13 protein-coding genes are annotated in these 18,535 nt (G+C 71.7%); 8 read left to right on the top strand and 5 right to left on the bottom strand.

The genetic code is table 11. From position 1 onward, the window contains the following. Positions 1-96: 96 nt before the first annotated feature. Positions 97-1,839, bottom strand: coding sequence for an ATP-binding protein (locus tag ACSMXX_RS06435; protein ID WP_473184664.1), 1,743 nt, complete (start codon positions 1,837-1,839; stop codon positions 97-99). 371 nt (positions 1,840-2,210) lie between these two features. Between ACSMXX_RS06435 and ACSMXX_RS06430 the strand changes: the two genes are divergently transcribed. After that, complete coding sequence (locus ACSMXX_RS06430; RefSeq protein ID WP_473183073.1) at positions 2,211-3,449, top strand: CobW family GTP-binding protein; 1,239 nt, start codon at positions 2,211-2,213, stop codon at positions 3,447-3,449. Positions 3,450-3,549: 100 nt separating this feature from the next. Here ACSMXX_RS06430 and ACSMXX_RS06425 read toward each other — a convergent pair whose 3' ends face one another. After that, positions 3,550-5,994 (bottom strand): DNA gyrase/topoisomerase IV subunit A, encoded by a 2,445-nt coding sequence (locus tag ACSMXX_RS06425; protein WP_473183072.1) that lies wholly within the window; start codon positions 5,992-5,994, stop codon positions 3,550-3,552. 294 nt (positions 5,995-6,288) lie between these two features. Between ACSMXX_RS06425 and ACSMXX_RS06420 the strand changes: the two genes are divergently transcribed. From ACSMXX_RS06420 to ACSMXX_RS06410, 3 genes are all read left to right on the top strand, one after another. Further along, positions 6,289-7,653 (top strand): M16 family metallopeptidase, encoded by a 1,365-nt coding sequence (locus ACSMXX_RS06420; protein WP_473183071.1) that lies wholly within the window; start codon positions 6,289-6,291, stop codon positions 7,651-7,653. A gap of 59 nt (positions 7,654-7,712) precedes the next feature. Then, positions 7,713-9,083 (top strand): M16 family metallopeptidase, encoded by a 1,371-nt coding sequence (locus tag ACSMXX_RS06415; RefSeq protein WP_473184663.1) that lies wholly within the window; start codon positions 7,713-7,715, stop codon positions 9,081-9,083. A gap of 650 nt (positions 9,084-9,733) precedes the next feature. Then, on the top strand, positions 9,734-10,576 hold the full coding sequence (locus ACSMXX_RS06410; RefSeq protein WP_473183070.1) for a M23 family metallopeptidase: 843 nt from the start codon (positions 9,734-9,736) through the stop codon (positions 10,574-10,576). A gap of 171 nt (positions 10,577-10,747) precedes the next feature. Here the strand turns inward: ACSMXX_RS06410 and ACSMXX_RS06405 are convergent, their stop codons facing one another. Continuing rightward, positions 10,748-11,032: an HPr family phosphocarrier protein gene (locus tag ACSMXX_RS06405; RefSeq protein WP_473183069.1), complete on the bottom strand. Its 285-nt coding sequence runs from the start codon at positions 11,030-11,032 to the stop codon at positions 10,748-10,750. 140 nt (positions 11,033-11,172) lie between these two features. On the opposite strand from ACSMXX_RS06405, the gene ACSMXX_RS06400 reads away from it, so the two are divergent. The 4 genes from ACSMXX_RS06400 to ACSMXX_RS06385 all read left to right on the top strand — a co-directional run bounded on the left by ACSMXX_RS06400 (position 11,173) and on the right by ACSMXX_RS06385 (position 16,633). Next, complete coding sequence (locus ACSMXX_RS06400; RefSeq protein ID WP_473183068.1) at positions 11,173-14,076, top strand: bifunctional acetate--CoA ligase family protein/GNAT family N-acetyltransferase; 2,904 nt, start codon at positions 11,173-11,175, stop codon at positions 14,074-14,076. 28 nt (positions 14,077-14,104) lie between these two features. Next, positions 14,105-14,689 (top strand): DUF5998 family protein, encoded by a 585-nt coding sequence (locus ACSMXX_RS06395; protein WP_070011286.1) that lies wholly within the window; start codon positions 14,105-14,107, stop codon positions 14,687-14,689. Continuing rightward, complete coding sequence (locus tag ACSMXX_RS06390) at positions 14,689-15,882, top strand: alkaline phosphatase family protein (RefSeq protein ID WP_473183067.1); 1,194 nt, start codon at positions 14,689-14,691, stop codon at positions 15,880-15,882. The genes ACSMXX_RS06395 and ACSMXX_RS06390 overlap by 1 nt, the downstream gene beginning before the upstream one ends. Before the next feature lie 82 nt (positions 15,883-15,964). After that, positions 15,965-16,633, top strand: coding sequence for a thymidine kinase (locus ACSMXX_RS06385; protein ID WP_473183066.1), 669 nt, complete (start codon positions 15,965-15,967; stop codon positions 16,631-16,633). Here ACSMXX_RS06385 and ACSMXX_RS06380 read toward each other — a convergent pair. Together ACSMXX_RS06380 and ACSMXX_RS06375 are read right to left on the bottom strand one after the other, a co-directional pair. Further along, on the bottom strand, positions 16,630-17,421 hold the full coding sequence (locus tag ACSMXX_RS06380; RefSeq protein ID WP_473183065.1) for a class I SAM-dependent methyltransferase: 792 nt from the start codon (positions 17,419-17,421) through the stop codon (positions 16,630-16,632). The genes ACSMXX_RS06385 and ACSMXX_RS06380 overlap by 4 nt on opposite strands. Before the next feature lie 109 nt (positions 17,422-17,530). Then, entirely contained in the window at positions 17,531-18,325 is a 795-nt protein-coding gene (locus tag ACSMXX_RS06375) for a VOC family protein (protein ID WP_473183064.1), read from the bottom strand. Positions 18,326-18,535: the final 210 nt, after the last annotated feature.

Raw genomic sequence — 18,535 nt, 5'->3', positions numbered from 1 at the left:
TGGCAGGGCGACTGACAGGTGCCGTGCGGATGCTGCCGACCGTGGCACGAGTCTCCGGGCCGGCGTTGCCGGGCGCCGGTCCGGACTCCGGCGGGCTCACACCGGTGCGCCCGCCGGATGCAGCGCCTGCGGCAGTACCACCGTGAACTCCGCGCCTCCGCAGGCCGCTTCGCCGACCTGTGCCGTGCCGCCGTGGCGCTCCGCGAGCCGGCGAACAAGCGCCAGGCCCAGCCCCCGCTGACGGTGCGGGGGCGGGTCCTTTGTCGACCACCCCTCGGCGAAGACCAGCTCACGCTGGCCGGAAGGGATTCCGGGGCCGCTGTCGGTCACCCTGAGGACGATGCCGGTGCCGCCGTCCTCGTCTTCGGCCGGGGCTTCGGCCCCGGGTTCAGGCTCGGCCTCGGCTTCGCATTCGTCGAGGTCCTTTCCCCGGGCGTCAGCCTTGTCGGCGTCGGCGATCTCCGCGACCGAGACGGGCTCCGTGTGGAGCTCCACCTCGACCAGGGCGTCCGCCGAACCCGCCGCCGCGTCCAGCGCGTTGTCGACGAGGTTCCCCAGCACGGTGGCCAGTTCACGGGGGTCGACCAGCCGGTCGGGCAGACGCGTGTCAGATGTGAGGCGCAGAGCGACCCCGCGCTCGGCGGCCACCGTCGCCTTCCCCACCAGCAGCGCGGCCAGCAGTGGGTCCTCAACGCGCTCGGCGATCTGCTCCGCCGTGGCCCGCTGCACACCGACGGCCTCGCTGAGATACGCGGCAGCCTCCTCGTACTGCTCCAGCTGAAGCAGCCCCAGCAGCAGGTGCATCCGGTTGGCGTGCTCGTGGTCCTGCGCGCGCAGGGCGTCGATCAGGCCGCGGGAACCGTCGAGTTCGCGGCCGAGCAGTTCCAGCTCCGTACGGTCGCGGAAGGTGGCCACCGCGCCCCCGTCGTCCGTGGGCATGCGGTTGGCGACGAGCACCCTGCCGCCGCTGACGGTGAGCAGATCCGCGCCGGTGACGCTGCCGCACAGCACGTCCGCGGTGCGTCCGGGCCCGAGCACCTCTGCCAGCGGCCGGCCGGTGTCCTCGGGACGCAGCTCCAGCAGCCGCTGTGCCTCGTCGTTGACCAGCCTGATCCTGCCGTCCGCGTCGAGGGCGACGACGCCCTCGCGGATGCCGTGCAGCATCGCCTCCCGCTCGTCCAGGAGGGAGGAGATGTCGGAGAAGGCCAGGTCGTGGGTCTGCCGCTGCAGTCTGCGGGAGACGAGCAGGGAGGCGAGGACGCCGACGGCGAGCGCCCCGCCCGCGTACGCGAGCAGCTCCGGCACCGCTTCGAGGAACCGCTCACGTACACCGTCGTACGCGATGCCGACGGAGACCGCCCCGATCACCTCGCCGTGCTCGTCGCGCAGCGGTACCTTGCCGCGGGCGGAGCGGCCCAGGGTGCCCTCGTCGATATGGCGCACCTCGTGTCCGGCGAGTGCGGCGCCCGGATCGGTGGAGACGTGCCGTCCGACCCGGCGCGGCTCGGGGTGCGACCAGCGGATACCGCGGGTGTCCAGCACCACGACGTAGCCGGCCCCGGTGGCCTTGCGTATCTGCTCGGCCCGCCGCTGGACGGGGCCGTGGGGGGTGGGGCCGGGCCCGGTGGTGAGGCCGTGCGCGAATTCGGGCCGGGCGGCGGTCGTCTGCGCGATGGCCAGGGCACGGTCCATCGCTCGCTCGTCCAGCTCGTCGCTGAGGGGAGCCAGGAAGAAGCCCGTGACCAGGGCGGTGACGCCGGTGGCGAGCGCCAGCTGCATCAGCAGCACCTGGGCGAAGACCCGCTGCGGCCAGCGGACACGGCCGAGGGACGCGGACAGGCGCCGCCGGCCCGACGGTGCTGCTGTCGGCGTCCCCGGCGGCGTTCCCTGTGGCGTTCCCTGTGGCGACTCGGCCGGCGACTCCGGTGAGGCAGCCGCTCCGCTGCCTGGGACGGCACCGGAAAGCGCTCCGGCGCCGGCTCCGGTGCGGGGCTCGGGGGTGGAAGCTTCGAATGGAGCGGTCACGGAGACCTCGGTGCTCTGCGGGACGGAGAATCGGGGGCGGGGACGGCCGCGGGGCAGGCAGGGCGGGAGGGGGGCATGCCCTGTGAGGACCGTAACCGGTCGGTGGAGCTGTGCGCTGTGACGTGCGGCATCGCCGCGTACGATCGGCAGCCGCCCCGTACCTCGCACACCTCGGAGGATCACTCGTGGCCCGTCCACGGCGCGTACCGGTCATCGTCCTGGCGGGCTTCCTCGGCTCGGGCAAGACCACCCTGCTCAACTACCTGCTGCGGCACAGCGGCGGCACCCGCGTCGGCGCGGTCGTCAACGACTTCGGCAGCATCGAGATCGACGCCATGACGGTGGCCGGTCAGGCCGACTCGACGGTCCCACTCGGCGACGGATGCCTGTGCTGTGCGGTGGACACGAGCGACATGGACGTGGTGCTGGACCGGCTCGCGCACCCGTCGGCAGGCATGGACGTGATCGTCGTGGAAGCCAGCGGTCTGGCGGAACCCGAGACCGTGATCCGCATGATCCTCGCCTCCGGAAGCGAGCACATCGTCTACGGCGGGCTCGTCGAGGTCGTCGACGGTGCCGAGTTCGAGCACGTCCGTACGCGCCATCCAGAGCTGGAGCGGCATGTGCGGGCCGCCGACCTCGTGGTGCTGGGCAAGGCGGACCGGGTGGGCGAGCGGGAACTGCGCCGGCTGCGGACGACGCTGGAGAGGATCGCCCCCGGGAGACCCGTCGTGCCCGCCGCACACGGGCGGATCGATCCCGCGCTGCTCTTCGACCCCGTGCACCGGCCGCGCCCGCCCGTCGAGCAGCTCTCCTTCGACGTTCTGTGGCGGGAGACGGACGACGAGGCCGACGACGACGCCGCGGAGCCGGGTGCGGGCGAATGCCGGGGTGACGAACGGGGCGAGGGCAGGGGCGCGGACCACTCCGGTCATCTGCACGCGGCGTACGAGAGCGTCGAGTTCACGTCGGCGAAGCCCTTGGATCCCAGGCGCTTCCTGGGCTTCCTGGACAGCCGCCCGTCAGGCCTCTACCGGATCAAGGGCTTCGTCGACTTCGGGACGGCCGACCCCGTGAACAGATACACCGTGCACGCCGTAGGCGGATTCCTCCGCTTCGCACCCTCGCGGCGGCGGACGGGCGAAGAGGGCCTGACGCAGCTCGTGCTGATCGGCGCCGGGACCGATGGCGAGGCGCTGCGCAAGGAACTTACGGGGTGCGTCGTCACCGACGACTCCGGCCCGCGGGACCCGCACGCGATGTGGGGCGTACTGCGGTACGTGGAGGCCGTCGACGACGGACCGGACGGCCCCGATGCCGAAGTGCCCGCCGCCGAGGCCGAGTTCGACGCCGAGTTCGACGCCGAGTCGGACACCGGCCTCGACGACGCGGGCTTCGCCACCGGCCCCGGCGCGGAGCACTGACCGACCCGCTGCGCCCGACTGCCGGCCGTGCGCACCTTGCACCCGGCCGCGCCCTGTCCCGCAGGGCGCGGCGCTCGTCCCGTCCGCCCCGGCGCGGCCCCTACACGGGCCCCGCCACCACGGCGACCGGCTTCTTCAGCGGCACCCCTGAACCGTCCCTGCGCGGATCCATCTCGGGCAGCTCCGCCGGAGTGCCGTTCTGCGCCGCGGCCTTGGCCGGAACGGGCCCCGCCCACGCCAGGGTCAGCGAGTCCTCGCCCTTCAGGAACCGCTGGCAGCGCACACCCCCCGTCGCGCGCCCCTTCCTCGGGAACTGGTCGAACGGCGTGAGCTTGGCCGTACTGATCGAGTCGTCCAGCGTGCCGTGCGATCCGGAGAGCGTGAAGACCGCCGCGTCCACGGCCGGATCGATGGCGGTGAAGGAGATCACCTTCGCCTCGCCCGTGAGCTTGATGCCGGCCATGCCGCCCGCCGCACGCCCTTGCGGCCTGACCTGGTTCGCCGCGTAGCGGAGCAACTGCGCCTCGTCGGTGATGAAGACCAGGTCCTCCTCGCCCGTACGAAGCTCCGCGCCGCCCACGACGCGGTCCCCCTCGCGGAGCGAGATGACCTCCAACTCCTCCTTGTGCGACGGGTAGTCGGGGACGACCCGCTTCACCACGCCCGCCTCGGTGCCCAGCGCGAGGCCGGGCGAGGACTCGTCCAGCGTGGTCAGACAGATCACGCGCTCCTCGTCCTCCAGGGTCAGGAACTCCGAAATCTGTGCGCCGCCCGCCAGGTTGGGCGCCGTCGCCGACTCCGGAAGCTGCGGCAGGTCGACGACGGGGAGCCGCAGCAGCCGCCCCGCCGAGGTGACGACGCCGATCTCGCTGCGCGTCGTCGCGGGCACGGCGGAGACGATCACGTCGTGCTTGGCGCGCTTCGCCTCCTGGGCGAAGGCCGGTTCGCCGTTGACCGTACGGGCGAGCAGCCCCGTCGAGGACATCAGCACCCGGCACGGATCGTCGGCGACCTCCAGCGGTACGGACGCGACGGGAGCGCCGGCCGACTCCAGCAGCTCGGTGCGGCGCGGCGTGGCGTACTTCTTCGCCACCTGGGCGAGTTCGCCCGAGACGAGCTTGCGCAGCTCCGCGTCGGAGTCGAGGATCCGGGTCAGCTCCTCGATCTCCGCACGCAGCCGGTCGCGTTCGCTCTCGAGCTCGATGCGGTCGAACTTGGTCAGGCGGCGCAGCGGAGTGTCCAGGATGTACTGCGTCTGCACGTCGCTGAGGCCGAAGCGGGCGATGAGCGACTCCTTGGCCTGTGCCGCGTTCTCACTCGACCGGATGATCCTGATGACCTCGTCGATGTCGACGAGCGCCACCAGCAGGCCCTCGACCAGGTGCAGCCTGTCGCGCCGCTTGCCGCGCCGGAATTCGCTGCGCCTGCGGACCACCGTGAAGCGGTGGTCGACGTAGACCTCCAGCAGCTCCTTCAGGCCGAGCGTGAGCGGCTGGCCGTCCACCAGCGCCACGTTGTTGATGCCGAAGGACTCCTCCATGGGCGTCAGCTTGTAGAGCTGCTCCAGGACGGCCTCCGGATTGAAGCCGTTCTTCACCTCGATGACCAGACGCAGCCCGTGCGCCCGGTCGGTGAGGTCCTTCACGTCCGCGATGCCCTGCAGGCGCTTGGAGTTGACCAGGTCCTTGATCTTGGAGATGACCTTCTCCGGGCCGACGGTGAAAGGCAGCTCCGTCACGACCAGGCCCTTGCGGCGCGGTGTGACCTGCTCGACGGCGACCGTCGCGCGCATCTTGAAGCTGCCGCGGCCGCTCGCGTATGCGTCCTTGATGCCGTCCATGCCGACGATCCGCCCGCCCGTGGGCAGGTCCGGGCCCGGCACATGGCGCATCAGCGTCTCGAGGTCGGCGCCCGGGTGCTTGATCAAGTGCCGGGCGGCGGCGATGACTTCGCCGAGGTTGTGCGGAGCCATGTTCGTCGCCATGCCGACGGCGATGCCGGAGGAGCCGTTGACGAGCAGGTTGGGGTAGGCGGCCGGCAGGGCGCCGGGCTCCTGCTCGCTGCCGTCGTAGTTGGCGGCGAAGTCGACCGTGTCCTCGTCGATCGACTCGACCATCAGGCCCGCGGCGGGTGCGGCCCGGCACTCCGTGTACCGCATCGCGGCGGGCGGGTCGTCGTTGCCCAGCGAGCCGAAGTTGCCGTGGCCGTCGACCAGCGGCAGCCGCATGGAGAACGGCTGGGCCATGCGCACCAGCGCGTCGTAGATCGCGGAGTCGCCGTGGGGGTGGAGCTTGCCCATCACCTCGCCGACGACCCGGGCGCACTTGACGTAACTGCGGTCGGGACGCAGGCCCATCTCGTGCATCTGGTAGAGGATGCGCCGCTGCACGGGCTTCATCCCGTCGCGGGCGTCGGGCAGCGCCCGCGAGTAGATGACCGAGTAGGCGTACTCCAGGAAGGAGCCCTGCATCTCGTCGACGACGTCGATGTCGAGGATCCGTTCCTCGAAATCGTCCGGCTGTGTCTTCGTACTGCGGGGGGCCATCGCGGCTGCGGCTCCTTCTGTGCATTCCGCGCCGGCGGCCCGGGGCGGGACCCGGCCGGTGCGGAGGCGGCTCTGACGCGGACCATTGTGGACCGCGGCGCTGACAACCGGTTCCCCGACCCGGCGGTCGGGGCCGGTCCGTGCCGTTCCCCGCCGCTCGCGCGGGGAATGACGGGGACCGAGCCCGGTACACGGGCGTACGGTACGGGAACTTCGCACGCGCTCGGGCCGGTTGCATAGGGTGACAGGACCGCTTGCGCACGTACACGCATCTGACGCGATCGAAGGGACTCCATGCCCATGGGTCACACTGCCACGCCCCCGCCGGCCACCGGCGGGCTGACAGCGACTGAGCACCGGCTGGCCAACGGCCTGCGCGTGGTGCTCTCCGAGGACCATCTCACTCCGGTCGCAGCGGTCTGTCTCTGGTACGACGTCGGTTCCCGGCACGAGGTCGCCGGCCGCACCGGGCTCGCCCACCTCTTCGAGCACCTGATGTTCCAGGGCTCCGCGCAGGTGCAGGGCAACGGGCACTTCGAGCTGGTGCAGGGCGCCGGCGGCTCGCTCAACGGCTCCACGAGCTTCGAGCGTACGAACTACTACGAGACCATGCCCGCCCACGAGTTGGAGCTCGCGCTCTGGCTGGAGGCGGACCGCATGGGCTCCCTGCTGACCGCCCTGGACGACGAGTCCATGGAGAACCAGCGCGACGTGGTCAAGAACGAGCGCCGCCAGCGCTACGACAACGTGCCCTACGGCACCGCGTTCGAGAAGCTCACGGCCATGGCCTACCCGGAGGGCCACCCGTACCACCACACCCCGATCGGCTCGATGGCCGACCTGGACGCGGCATCGCTGGAGGACGCCCGGGAGTTCTTCCGTACGTACTACGCGCCGAACAACGCCGTGCTGACCGTCGTCGGCGACATCGACACGGAGCGGACACTCGGCTGGATCGAGAAGTACTTCGGCTCCGTCCCGGGCCACGAGGGCAAGAAGCCGCCGCGGGACGGCACTCTGCCGGACGTCATCGGCGAGCAGATGCGCGAGATCGTCGAAGAGGAGGTGCCGTCCCGGGCGTTGATGGCCGCCTACCGGCTGCCGCACGACGGCACGCGCGAGTGCGACGCCGCGGACCTGGCGCTGACCGCGCTCGGCGGCGGCGAGTCCTCCCGCATCAACAAGCGCCTGGTGCGCCGCGACAGGCTCGCGGTCGGCGCCGGGTTCGGGCTGCTGCGGCTCGCGGGTGCGCCCTCCCTCGGCTGGCTGGACGTCAAGGCGTCCGGCGGCGTCGAGGTGACCGAGATCGAGGCGGCCGTCGACGACGAGCTGCGGCGTTTCGCGGAGGAGGGCCCGACGCCGGAGGAGATGGAGCGCGCCCAGGCCCAGTTGGAGCGCGAGTGGCTCGACAGGCTCGCCACCGTGGGCGGCCGCGCCGACGAACTCTGCCGCTACGCGGTGCTGTTCGGCGACCCCCAGCTCGCCCTGACCGCCGTGCAGCGCGTCCTGGACATCACCGCTGAGGAGGTGCGCGAGGTGGCCGCCGCGCAGCTACGTCCGGACAACCGTGCGGTGCTCGTGTACGAGCCCACCGAGCCCACCGAGCAGGCCGCCGCCGGCGACGACGAGACCCACGAGACCGAGGAGCCCGGCCAGTGAGCGACGCCCCGAACCCGCAGACCGCCCCGGCAGGCACCTCACAGGCGCAGGGCAGGCAGATGGAGTTCCACCCGCGGCCCAGCGGCGGTCAGCCCAAGCCCTGGGCCTTCCCCGCACCGGACCGCGGCGTGCTCGGCAACGGGCTCACGGTGCTGCGCTGTCACCGCCCGGGCCAGCAGGTCGTCGCCGTCGAAGTCACGCTGCAGGCGCCGCTGGACGCCGAGCCGGCCGGCCTCGACGGCGTGGCGACGATCATGGCTCGCGCCTTCTCCGAGGGCACGGACAAGCTCGACGCCGAGGCCTTCGCCGACGAGCTGGAGAGCTGCGGAGCCTCCATCGACGCATACGCCGACCACGCGGCCGTGCGCGCCTCGCTGGAGGTTCCCGCCTCCCGGCTGCGCAAGGCGCTCGGCCTGTTCGCCGACGCGCTGCGCGCACCCGCCTTCCCGGAGAGCGAGATCGAACGTCTCGTCGGCAACCGCCTGGACGAGATCCCGCACGAGCTGGCCAACCCGACGCGGCGTGCCGCCAAGGAGCTCGCGAAGGAGCTGTATCCGGCCACCGCCCGGATGTCCCGTCCGCGGCAGGGCACGGAGGAGACGGTCGCCCGTATCGACGCGGCGGCGGTCCGCGCCTTCTACGACGCGCACGTACGGCCCGCCACGGCCACCGCCGTCGTGGTCGGCGACCTTGAGGGCGTCGACCTGGACGCGGTGCTGACCGACACCCTGGGCGCCTGGACGGGGCCGGCGGCCGAGCCGCGGCAGGCGGCCCCCATCACCGCCGACGACACCGGGCGCGTGATCATCGTCGACCGTCCGGGCGCGGTGCAGACGCAGCTGCTGATCGGCCGCATCGGGCCCGACCGGCACGACCGCGTCTGGCCTGCGCAGGTCCTGGGCACGTACTGCCTGGGCGGCACCCTCACCTCCCGGCTGGACCGCGTGCTGCGCGAGGAGAAGGGCTACACCTACGGTGTGCGCGCCTTCGGGCAGGTCCTGCGCTCCACCGCCGAGGGCACGGGCGCGGCGCTGCTGGCGGTCTCCGGCTCGGTCGCCACGGACGTCACCGGCCCGGCCCTCGCCGATCTCTGGCACGTGCTGCGCACCCTTGCCGCCGAGGGGCTCACGGACGACGAGCGCGACGTCGCCGTGCAGAACCTGGTGGGCGTCGCACCGCTGAAGTACGAGACGGCTGCCGCCGTCGCCGACACCCTCGCGGAGCAGGTCGAGCAGCAACTACCCGACGACTACCAGGCGAACGTCTACGCGGAGCTGGCCCGTACCGGCACGGTCGAGGCCACGGCCGCCGTCGTGGCGGCCTTCCCGCCGGACAGGCTGGTGACGGTGCTCGTCGGCGACGCCTCCCAGATCGCCGATCCCGTACGGGAGTTGGGGATCGGCGAGGTCAAGGTGGTGACCGGCGGCTGAGAGAGCCGCCCGGCTCAAACGCCGCCAGGACGGTGCGGCCAAGAACACCGCCAGCACCGCCAACACCGCCAACACAGCCAGGAACACGGCCAGGAACAGGCGCCCCGGTTCACACAGAGCGTGAACCGGGGCGCTGTGCTGTCCCGCCGAATGGCCGGTGAGAGACGGTCCTTATGTCCGGACTGGGAGGAAGTGCCCCGGTCCGTAGTGTGGGCTGTGCGACAAATCAAGGGTTTGGTTTGGCCGTTGGCAGATGTCCCGTTTAGCGTCGATCCGGCTGTTCGTCAGAAGTGACCGCGACCGCGGCCGACGTTCGGCTTCGCCGAGTCTCCCGTACGACGACGTACACAGGGAGAGCCGGGGGCTCTTCCCTCGCCGCGCCGCGAAGGCGCAGAGGGTCCTCTCCCAGCCGGACCGGAAACGGTACGGCGGAGGAGGGGGTGGGGTGAATCGGTCCGCTCCGCTGCGGACCGTAGGAGACCTTCCTGCTCCGAACCGACTGGGGGCCCCTCCCGCCGGATTCCCGCTGGATACCGCCGGGCGTTCCGCCGCAGCGATGCGCGGAGCCCCGTGCGCGACCCTGCGCGGACTCATGCAGGCAGGAGGCAGACCCGGTAGGCGAGAAGGAGGGAAAGGAGTCACGCCACCCCATGGCGTTCATCCGTGCCACCGGGACGCACCGCCGTACCCGCCCCAAGAGTCGACGTGCGAAGGCCGCAGGCATAGCCGGCCTGACCGTCGGCGTCGTCGGAACGCTCGCGACCCCCGCGCTGGCCGAGACCGGCCAGCAGACGCAGGCAGCGAGCGGTTCCGCTGAGAAGACCGTCCAGGAGACCCGTGACGATGCCGGTCGCGATGCCGGCTCCGGCGCCGCGCACGACACCGGCCTCAGCCGTGCCGTCGGATTCGGCGACTCGATAGCCCAGACCGTCAGCGAACAGGCCGTGGTCCAGAAGGAGGCCGCCGCCCAGGCGAAGGCCGCGAACGAGGCCAAGCGCAAGGCCGCCGCCGAGAAGGCCGAGCGCGAGCGCGAAGCCAAGGAGAAGGCCGAGCGGGCCGCGAGGGCGAAGAAGCGGGCGAAGCTCAACGCCTACGTCGCCCCGCTGGAGGACGCCTCTCTGTCCACCCCGTACCAGAGCTCGGGCGGGCTGTGGTCCTCCGGCAGCCACACCGGCGTCGACTTCCAGGCCGGCGAGGGCACCGAGGTGCGGTCGGTCGCGTCCGGCGAGGTCGTCGAGGCAGGCAGCGACGGCTCGTTCGGCAACAGTGTCGTCATCAAGCACCGGGACGGCACCCACACCCAGTACGGTCATCTGTCGTCGGTCAGCGTCTCGGCCGGCCAGACGGTCAAGGCAGGCCAGAAGATCGCGCTCTCGGGCTCAACCGGGAACACGACAGGTCCGCATCTGCACTTCGAGGCCCGTACGGGCGCCGACTACGGCTCGGACATGGATCCGGTCGCCTACCTCCGCAAGCACGGCGTCGACCTCTGACGCAGTCGGGCGGCGTCCGTCGCACGGAGCACGACGAAGCCCCCGGCCGCACCTGGCGGCCGGGGGCTTCGTGTGGCTGTCCGGATGTGTGGCTGTCCGGCATCGTCTGTCCGGATGTGTGGCCGGGTGCCGGATCCGTATGAACCGGACGCTATCCGCGTAGAGGGGACGTCAGACGGTCTCGGGCAGTTCCTCCAGGCCCTCGGAGACCAGCGTGGCCAGACGCTCCAGCGCGCCCTCGGCCTCCACTGCGTCCGACGCCAGCACGATCACCTCACCGGCCTCCGCGCCCAGGCCCAGGACGCCGAGCATCGACGCCGCATTGACCGGGGTGCCGTCGTCGCCCTTCTTGACGGTGACGGGAACACCGGCCGCAGCCGCCGCGCGGCAGAAGATCGAAGCAGGACGGGCGTGCAAGCCCTCCGCCCACCCGACGGTGACGCGGCGCTCTACCATGGTTGTTGCCCTTCGAATCGTGCTTGCGTCCGGCCGGAACAAGTCTCGCATGCCTCTCCCGGCCGACAGCCGCACCCCCTTGACGTGCGCTGCCGGATGTCCGGGGCCGTGCCCGCCGGTACGGCCGTACCCTGATCTCCATGCGTACCCCTGGGGAGCGTTCGTACCCGGCGCACTGGGAGGCCGACGTGGTGCTCCGCGACGGCGGCACCGCACTGATCAGGCCCATCACCCCGGACGACGCCGGGCGCCTCGTCGACTTCTACGAACGCGTATCCGACGAATCCAAGTACTACCGCTTCTTCGCGCCCTACCCGCGTCTCTCGGACCGTGACGTGCGCCGCTTCACGCACCACGACTACGTCGACCGCGTGGGCCTTGCCGCCACCGTCGGGGGCGAGTTCATCGCAACGGTCCGCTACGACCGCGTCGACGACAGCGGGCGTGCAGCCACGGCCTCCTCCGGCGAGGAGTCCGCACAGGCGGAAGTGGCCTTCCTCGTACGCGACGACCAGCAGGGGCGCGGCGTCGCCTCCGCGCTGCTGGAGCACATCGCCGCCGTCGCACGTGAGCGCGGCATCCAGCGCTTCATCGCCGAAGTGCTGCCCGCCAACACCAAGATGATCAAGGTGTTCACCGACGCGGGCTACTCGCAGCACCGCAGCTTCGAGGACGGCTCCGTCCATCTCACCTTCGACCTCGAACCGACCGAGCGCTCGCTCGCGGTCATGAGCGCACGCGAACAGCGCGCGGAGGGCCGCTCCGTGGAGCGGCTGCTCGCACCCGGTTCGGTCGCGGTGATCGGCGCGAGCCGCTCGCCGCGGGGTGCCGGACGGCGGGTCCTGGAGAGCCTGCACACCGGCGGCTTCACGGGCCGGGTGTACGCGGTCAACCGCGAGCTTCCCGAGGACGGCGGCGAGCTCGGCGGCGTCTCCGCGTTCCGCTCCGTAAGGGACGTGCCCGAGCACCTCGATCTGGCCGTCGTCGCCGTTCCCGCGGACCAGGTGCATGCGCTCGCGCGGGAGTGCGGGGAGGCGGGTGTGCAGGGACTGGTCGTGCTCACCGCCGACTTCAGCCGTGCCGAGCAACGCGAACTCGTGCGGCTCGCCCGCTCGTACGGCACCCGCGTCATCGGCCCGAACGCCTTCGGACTGATGAACACCGCTCCGGACGTGCGGCTCAACGCGACGCTCTCGCCCGAGATGCCGGGGCGGGGCAGGGTCGGCCTGTTCACGCAGTCCGGCGCGATCGGCATCGCGCTGCTGGCCGGCCTCCACCAGCGCGGCATCGGGCTGTCCAGCTTCGTCTCCGCGGGCAACCGCGCGGACGTCTCGGGCAACGACGTACTCCAGCACTGGGACGACGATCCCGACACGGACGTCACGCTGCTGTACCTCGAATCGATCGGCAACCCGCGGAAGTTCACCCGGCTGGCCAGGCGCATCGCCGCCCGCAAGCCGGTCGTCGTCGTCAAGGGCGCGCGGCACAGCGGGAGCGCACCGCCCGCGGGTCATGCCGCGCCGGTCGCCCGTACGCCGGTGGCGACCGTCACCACGCTGCTCCGGCAGGCCGGCGTCGTCATGGTCGACACGGTCACCGAACTGCTGGACGCGGGCGCCCTGCTCGTCTCCCAGCCGCTCCCGGCGGGGCCGCGCACCGCAATCCTCGGCAACGCCGAGTCGCTCGGGCTGCTCTCGTACGACGCCGCTCTCGCCGGAGAGCTGCGGCCGCAGCCGGTGCGCGACCTGGGTACGTCCGCGACGCCGGGGGAGTACCGGCGGGCCGTGCGCGACGCCCTCGACGACCCGGAGACCGACGCGGTCGTCGTCACCGTCATCCCGTGGGTCGGCGAGAGCCTCGCCGCCGAGCTGGCGGAGGCCCTGCGCGAGGCATCCGAGGGCGCGGAGAAGCCCGTGACCGTCGTACATCTGGCCATCGAGGGCCTGGAGAAGGCCCTCGCCGAACGCGGCATCCCCTCCTATCCCGCTCCCGAACGGGCGGTGCGCGCCCTCTCGGAGGCGGCGCACTACGCGAGCTGGCGCCGCGAGGCGGAGAACCCGGGCCGGGTACCGGAGTTCGAGGCCGACGAGACGGCGGCCGCCGCGCTGCTGGAGCGTGCGGCGGCGGACGCGGCGGAGCAGGCACAGGAGGCAGACCAGCCGCAGGACGCCGCCCCGGCAGCCGACGAGGACGGGGCCGGAGCCGAGGCCGAGGACGGGGCCGGAACCGGGGCCGGAGCCGAGGCCGAGGACGGGGCCGACACCGCAGCCGGAGCCGCCCGCCCCGCAGCAGAAGGGCATGCCGGGGAGGCCCGTCCCACCTCCGTACCGGCGGCCCTCACGGCGGAACCGGACCGGAGCATCACTCTCAGTTCCGGCGACGCAGCGGACCTGCTCTCCTGCTACGGCATCGAGGTCCAGCCCACCCTGCCCGCGCTCAGCCCCGACGATGCCGCCGCCGCGGCACGCCGCCTCGGCTACCCGGTCGCCCTCAAGACCACGGCCCCGCATCTGCGCCACCGCCCCGATCTCGGCGGCGTACGCCTGGACATCTCCTCGAAGACCGAACTGCGCCGCGACTACGCGGAGCTCACGGACGCACTCGGCGATCCCGCCGAACTGCGCCCCGTCGTGCAGGCCATGGCGCCGCGCGGCATCGACACCGTCATCAGGGCCGCGGTCGATCCGTCCATCGGGGCCGTGATCTCCTTCGGCCTCGCGGGGACGCCGTCCGAGCTGCTCGAAGACGTGGCGCACCGGCTCGTGCCCGTCACCGACAAGGACGCCGCGGAACTGGTACGCACCATTCGCAGCGCTCCGATACTGTTCGGCTGGCGCGGCACCCAGCCCGTGGACGTCGAGTCCCTGGAAGGCCTGCTGCTGCGGGTCTCCCGCCTCCTGCACGACCGTCCCGAGATCGTCGCCGTCGACCTGGAGCCCGTCGTCGTCGCCCCCCGCGGACACACGGTTCTCGGCGCGGCCGTCCGCGTCGCCGAGCCGTCGCCGCAGACGGACCTGGGCCGCCGCAGCCTGCCCGCTTACTGAGAGTCCGCGGGCCCGTAGGATGGCCCGCATGGCGAAGACCGGTACGACGACCCAGGGGCTGCGTGAGGCGATCGAGCGCAGCGGCTACTACCCGACCCTCGTTGGCGAGGCCGTCGAGGCGGCGGTGGGCGGCGAGCCCGTCACTTCCTACCTCGTACACCAGGAGACGACGTTCGACTCCAACGAGGTGCGTCGTCACGTCACGGTCCTCGTCCTCACCGGCACGCGCTTCCTCGTCAGCCACACCGACGAGCAGCCCGCGGACGGCACCTCGTCCTCCCCGTATGCGACGACGTCCACGGAGTCGGTGAAGATCCAGCGCATCTCGTCCGTCGTGCTCTCCCGCGTCGTCGCCGACCCGGAGTCCTACACGCCCGGCACCCTGCCCCGCGAGGTCGTGCTCACCATCGGCTGGGGCGCCGTCTCCCGGCTCGACATGGAGCCCGCCACCTGCGGGGACCCCAACTGCGAGGCGGATCACGGCTATACGGGCTCCTCCACGGCCGACGACCTCTCGCTGCGGGTCAGCGAGGCCGCCGACGGGCCGGACACCGTGCGCCAGACCCTCGCCTTCGCGCAGGCGCTCTCAGAGGCGACGGTGACCCCTTCCTGATGGCACAGGCCGCCACCGAGAATCCGCAGGAACCGCTGCCGCTCGATCCGCGCACCGCCCCCGTACCCCGCTACGGACAGGCGTCGCTGTCGGACCTGCTGCCCGCCGTCGTCACCGCCCAAGGGCTGGAAGGGCTGCCGACCGGGCTGCGGCTGGAGCCGGCCGACCGTGCCTGTGTGTTCCTCGTCGACGGCCTCGGCTGGGAGGCGCTGCGGGCGCACCCGGAGGAGACGCCGTTCCTCACGTCGCTTCTGGACACCTCCCTCGGCGGCACGGGCACCGCCCTGACCGCCGGTTTCCCCTCCACGACCGCGACTTCGCTGGCCTCCGTCGGTACGGGCCTGCCCCCTGGGATGCACGGGCTGCCGGGCTATACGGCCCTCGACCCGGACACCGGCAGGCTGATGAACCAGCTGCGCTGGCAGCCCTGGACGGAGCCGCACGTGTGGCAGCCGTATCCGACGGTCTTCCAGCTCGCCGACACCGCCGGAATCACCGCCAGCCAGGTCTCCGCGCCGCACTTCGAGCAGACGCCGCTCACGCGCGTCGCCCTGTCGGGGGGCACGTTCTTCGGAGTGCTCAGCGCCGAGGACCGCATGGACCGGGCCGCCGAAAGGCTCGCCGCCGCGGACCGCACGCTCGTCTACACGTACTACGCCGAACTCGACGGCCACGGTCACCGGTACGGAATCGACTCGGACGCCTGGCGCGGCCAGTTGATGTACGTCGACCGGCTCGCCCAGCGGCTCGCCGAGCAACTGCCGCCCCGCTCGGCGCTGTACATCACCGCCGACCACGGCATGGTCGACGTGCCGACGACACCGCAGGCACGTTTCGACGTCGACGAGGACTGGGAACTGAGCGCCGGTGTCGCCCAGCTCGGCGGCGAGGGCCGGATGCGCCATCTCTACGCCGTTCCCGGGGCCGCCCGCGACGTGGCGTCGGTGTGGCGCGAGGTGCTCGCCGGCCACGCATGGGTGGCCACCCGCGAAGAGGCCGTGGAACTGGGGTGGTTCGGGCCGCGGATCGACGATCGCGTGCACGCCCGTATCGGTGACGTGGTGGCCGCGATGAGCGGGGACGCCGCCGTGGTGGCCACCGAACGCGAGCCGAAGGAGTCCGCGCTCATCGGCATGCACGGCTCGGCCACCTCCGCCGAACAGCTCGTCCCGCTCCTCGAAGTCCGTACGTAGCCGTAGCGCCCGTACGCAGGCCGGACCGGCCCGTACGAGGTGCACACGCCCTGCCCGCCCGCGCAGAAAGGCCGACGTCCCCATGCCAGAGCTGGTGTTCTTCTCCGGAACGATGGACTGCGGAAAGTCGACACTCGCTCTCCAGATCGAGCACAACCGTTCCACGCGCGGCCTGCAGGGCATGATCTTCACGCGCAACGACCGCGCGGGGGAGGGGCGGCTGTCTTCCCGGCTCGGTCTGGTGACCGACGCCGTCGAGGCGCGGGACGGCTTCGACTTCCACTCCCACCTCGTCAAGCATCTGACGGCGGGCGGCCGCACTGACTACGTCATCGTGGACGAGGCGCAGTTCCTCACGCCGGAACAGATCGACCAACTGGCCCGCATCGTCGATGACTTGGGCATGGACGTATTCGCCTTCGGCATCGCGACGGACTTCCGGACAAGGCTCTTCCCGGGCTCCCAGCGGCTGATGGAACTGGCCGACCGCATCGAGGTGCTGCAGGTCGAGGCGCTGTGCTGGTGCGGCGCGCGGGCCACGCACAACGCCCGTACGGTCGGCGGGAAGATGGTCGTCGAGGGGGCGCAGGTCGTCGTCGGCGACGTCGGCGATCCGACGGGCGAAGTCGGCTATGAGGTGCTCTGCCGCCGCCATCACCGCCGCCGGCTGACCTCGGCGGCGGCGCGGGCCGGGGCGCTCTCCCCGGACGTGCTGCCCATCGACGCCCCCGCCACGCCCCACGTCTTCTAGGGCCTGTCCGGTTCTAGGGCCTGTCCGGCGGAATCCGACGGCGGTACCTCTACGACGAAGAACAGGAAGCAGGTCTTGGTCGAGAGGTCATGGAAGTCGTCGGGGAACAACTCGCGGGCGGCGGGGTCGGGCTGCGGCTCGCTGATGGCGGAAAGACGGAAGCCGGCGGTGGTGAAGGCATCGGTCATCGCGTGCAGTGGCTTGCGCCAGAACTTCATCGGGACGGACTGCCCGTTGAACGTCCAGTCGAAGGCATAGCTGGTGGTCGCGAAGTAGTCGGGCCGAGGATCCTGCATCGTGTAGGCCACGAAAGGGTGGTCCACCGACGCGATCAGCCGGCCGCCGGGTCTGAGCACTCGCCGCAACTCGGCCAGCGTCGGCCCCCAGTCCTCCAAGTAGTGCAGCACCAACGACGCGACCACGTCGTCGAACGCCCCGTCGGCGAACGGCAGACGCTCGCTCAGGTCGACCACGTGCAGGGCCACGTCGTCACCCAGCCGCCGCCTGGCCAAGGCCAGCATCCCGGCGCTGGCGTCGATGCCGGTGACGACGGCACCGCGCTCGCGCAGTGCGGCGGACAGGGGGCCTGAGCCACAGCCGGCGTCCAGGACCCGGCGACCGGACACGTCCCCGGCCAGGGCCAGCATCGCGGGCCGCGCGTAGTACGCGTTCACGAGGTTGTTCTCGGTTTCCGCCGAGTACGCCTCGGCGAAACTGTCGTAGTCGTTCACCCGTGCCGGATTCGCAGACTGGGCGCGGCTCTCGGGCACATCCGTGACTCCGTCCATCGTCGCAGGCTAGTAGCCACACGATCCGCCGCACGTCTTCCGGAGAGGTGCCCCCGGCTGACCGGCTGACCGGCTGACCGGTTGCCGGGGGCGCAGTGACCCCGGCCGTTCAGACGTGTGCGGTCACGCTGAACTGAGCGCCTTCCGGATCGGCTGCCGTGGCGACCCGTCCGTGCGGGGTGTCGGACGGCAAGTGCACGATGGAGCCGCCGAGTTCGAGGACGCGCCGGGCTGTGGCGTCGGTGTCGGCGACGGCGAAGTAGGTCTTCCAGTACGGTCCGCGGTCGCGTGGCAGGGCGCGCCCGACGCCGTGGATGCCCGCCACCGGCGTGCCGCCGACGTGCAGCGTCAGATAGTCGTCCTCCCCGTCCTCCCCGTCCGCCGTGGTCCCGCCGCTCTCACCGGCGCCGGCTCCGCCGTCGGACTCGTAGCCGAAGACCGCGGGGTAGAAGACGCCGGCCACCGAGGAGTCGCGCGTGATCAGTTCGTACCAGACGGGTGCGCCCGGCACCTCCGCCGTGGCCGGATTCAGACTGTCCGGCTGCGGCGCCGGCTGCCACACACCGAAGCTCGCACCCGCGGTGTCCGCCGCGATCGCCATCCGCCCCGCGCTGTCGGCCTCCAGCGGCCCGACGGCGACCGTGCCGCCGCGTTCGCGGATCACTCCGGCCGTCGCGTCGGCGTCGTCGCATGCCATGTACGGCAGCCAGGCGACGTTCAGACTCCTTCCGGGCACGATCTCGCCGAGCCCGGCCACCTCGTGTCCGTCTGCCAACGCCCGTACGTAGGGACCCGGTTGATCCGGACCCGTGTAGAACTCCCATCCGAACAGCTCGTGGTAGAACTCCTGGCTGCGCCCGAGCTCGCGCACCAGCAGACTCGCCCAGCACGGTGTGCCGGGCATCTGTCTCGAATGCGAGTGCCGAGTCACTGACTCCGTCATGCGTCGTCTCCCTTGTGACCATCGTCGATGTGGCCGCGTCGTGTGTTGTCTGAGATGGACCGCTCCGGGTCCTGTTCCGTGCCCCTTGCTGATGGTCCCACCACCTGTTGCGCCATAGTCACCGACACCGCCGGTAATTCCCTTTTCGCCGCAGTCTGTTCCGCACACGTG

The organism is Streptomyces sp. DSM 116795, assembly GCF_055792905.1.
The sequence above is the reverse complement of the archived record's forward strand: the minus strand, read 5'-3'. Positions and strand labels throughout refer to the sequence as shown.

What these genes read in the sequence shown, in the direction of transcription:
- ACSMXX_RS06390 (WP_473183067.1), top strand. Translation starts at nt 14,689, where the DNA reads ATGGCACAGGCCGCCACCGAGAATCCGCAGGAACCGCTGCCGCTCGAT.
- ACSMXX_RS06395 (WP_070011286.1), top strand. Translation starts at nt 14,105, where the DNA reads ATGGCGAAGACCGGTACGACGACCCAGGGGCTGCGTGAGGCGATCGAG.
- ACSMXX_RS06375 (WP_473183064.1), bottom strand. Translation starts at nt 18,325, where the DNA reads ATGCCCGGCACACCGTGCTGGGCGAGTCTGCTGGTGCGCGAGCTCGGG.
- ACSMXX_RS06385 (WP_473183066.1), top strand. Translation starts at nt 15,965, where the DNA reads ATGCCAGAGCTGGTGTTCTTCTCCGGAACGATGGACTGCGGAAAGTCG.
- ACSMXX_RS06425 (WP_473183072.1), bottom strand. Translation starts at nt 5,994, where the DNA reads ATGGCCCCCCGCAGTACGAAGACACAGCCGGACGATTTCGAGGAACGG.
- ACSMXX_RS06400 (WP_473183068.1), top strand. Translation starts at nt 11,173, where the DNA reads ATGCGTACCCCTGGGGAGCGTTCGTACCCGGCGCACTGGGAGGCCGAC.
- ACSMXX_RS06420 (WP_473183071.1), top strand. Translation starts at nt 6,289, where the DNA reads ATGCCCATGGGTCACACTGCCACGCCCCCGCCGGCCACCGGCGGGCTG.
- ACSMXX_RS06405 (WP_473183069.1), bottom strand. Translation starts at nt 11,032, where the DNA reads ATGGTAGAGCGCCGCGTCACCGTCGGGTGGGCGGAGGGCTTGCACGCC.
- ACSMXX_RS06415 (WP_473184663.1), top strand. Translation starts at nt 7,713, where the DNA reads ATGGAGTTCCACCCGCGGCCCAGCGGCGGTCAGCCCAAGCCCTGGGCC.
- ACSMXX_RS06380 (WP_473183065.1), bottom strand. Translation starts at nt 17,421, where the DNA reads ATGGACGGAGTCACGGATGTGCCCGAGAGCCGCGCCCAGTCTGCGAAT.
- ACSMXX_RS06410 (WP_473183070.1), top strand. Translation starts at nt 9,734, where the DNA reads ATGGCGTTCATCCGTGCCACCGGGACGCACCGCCGTACCCGCCCCAAG.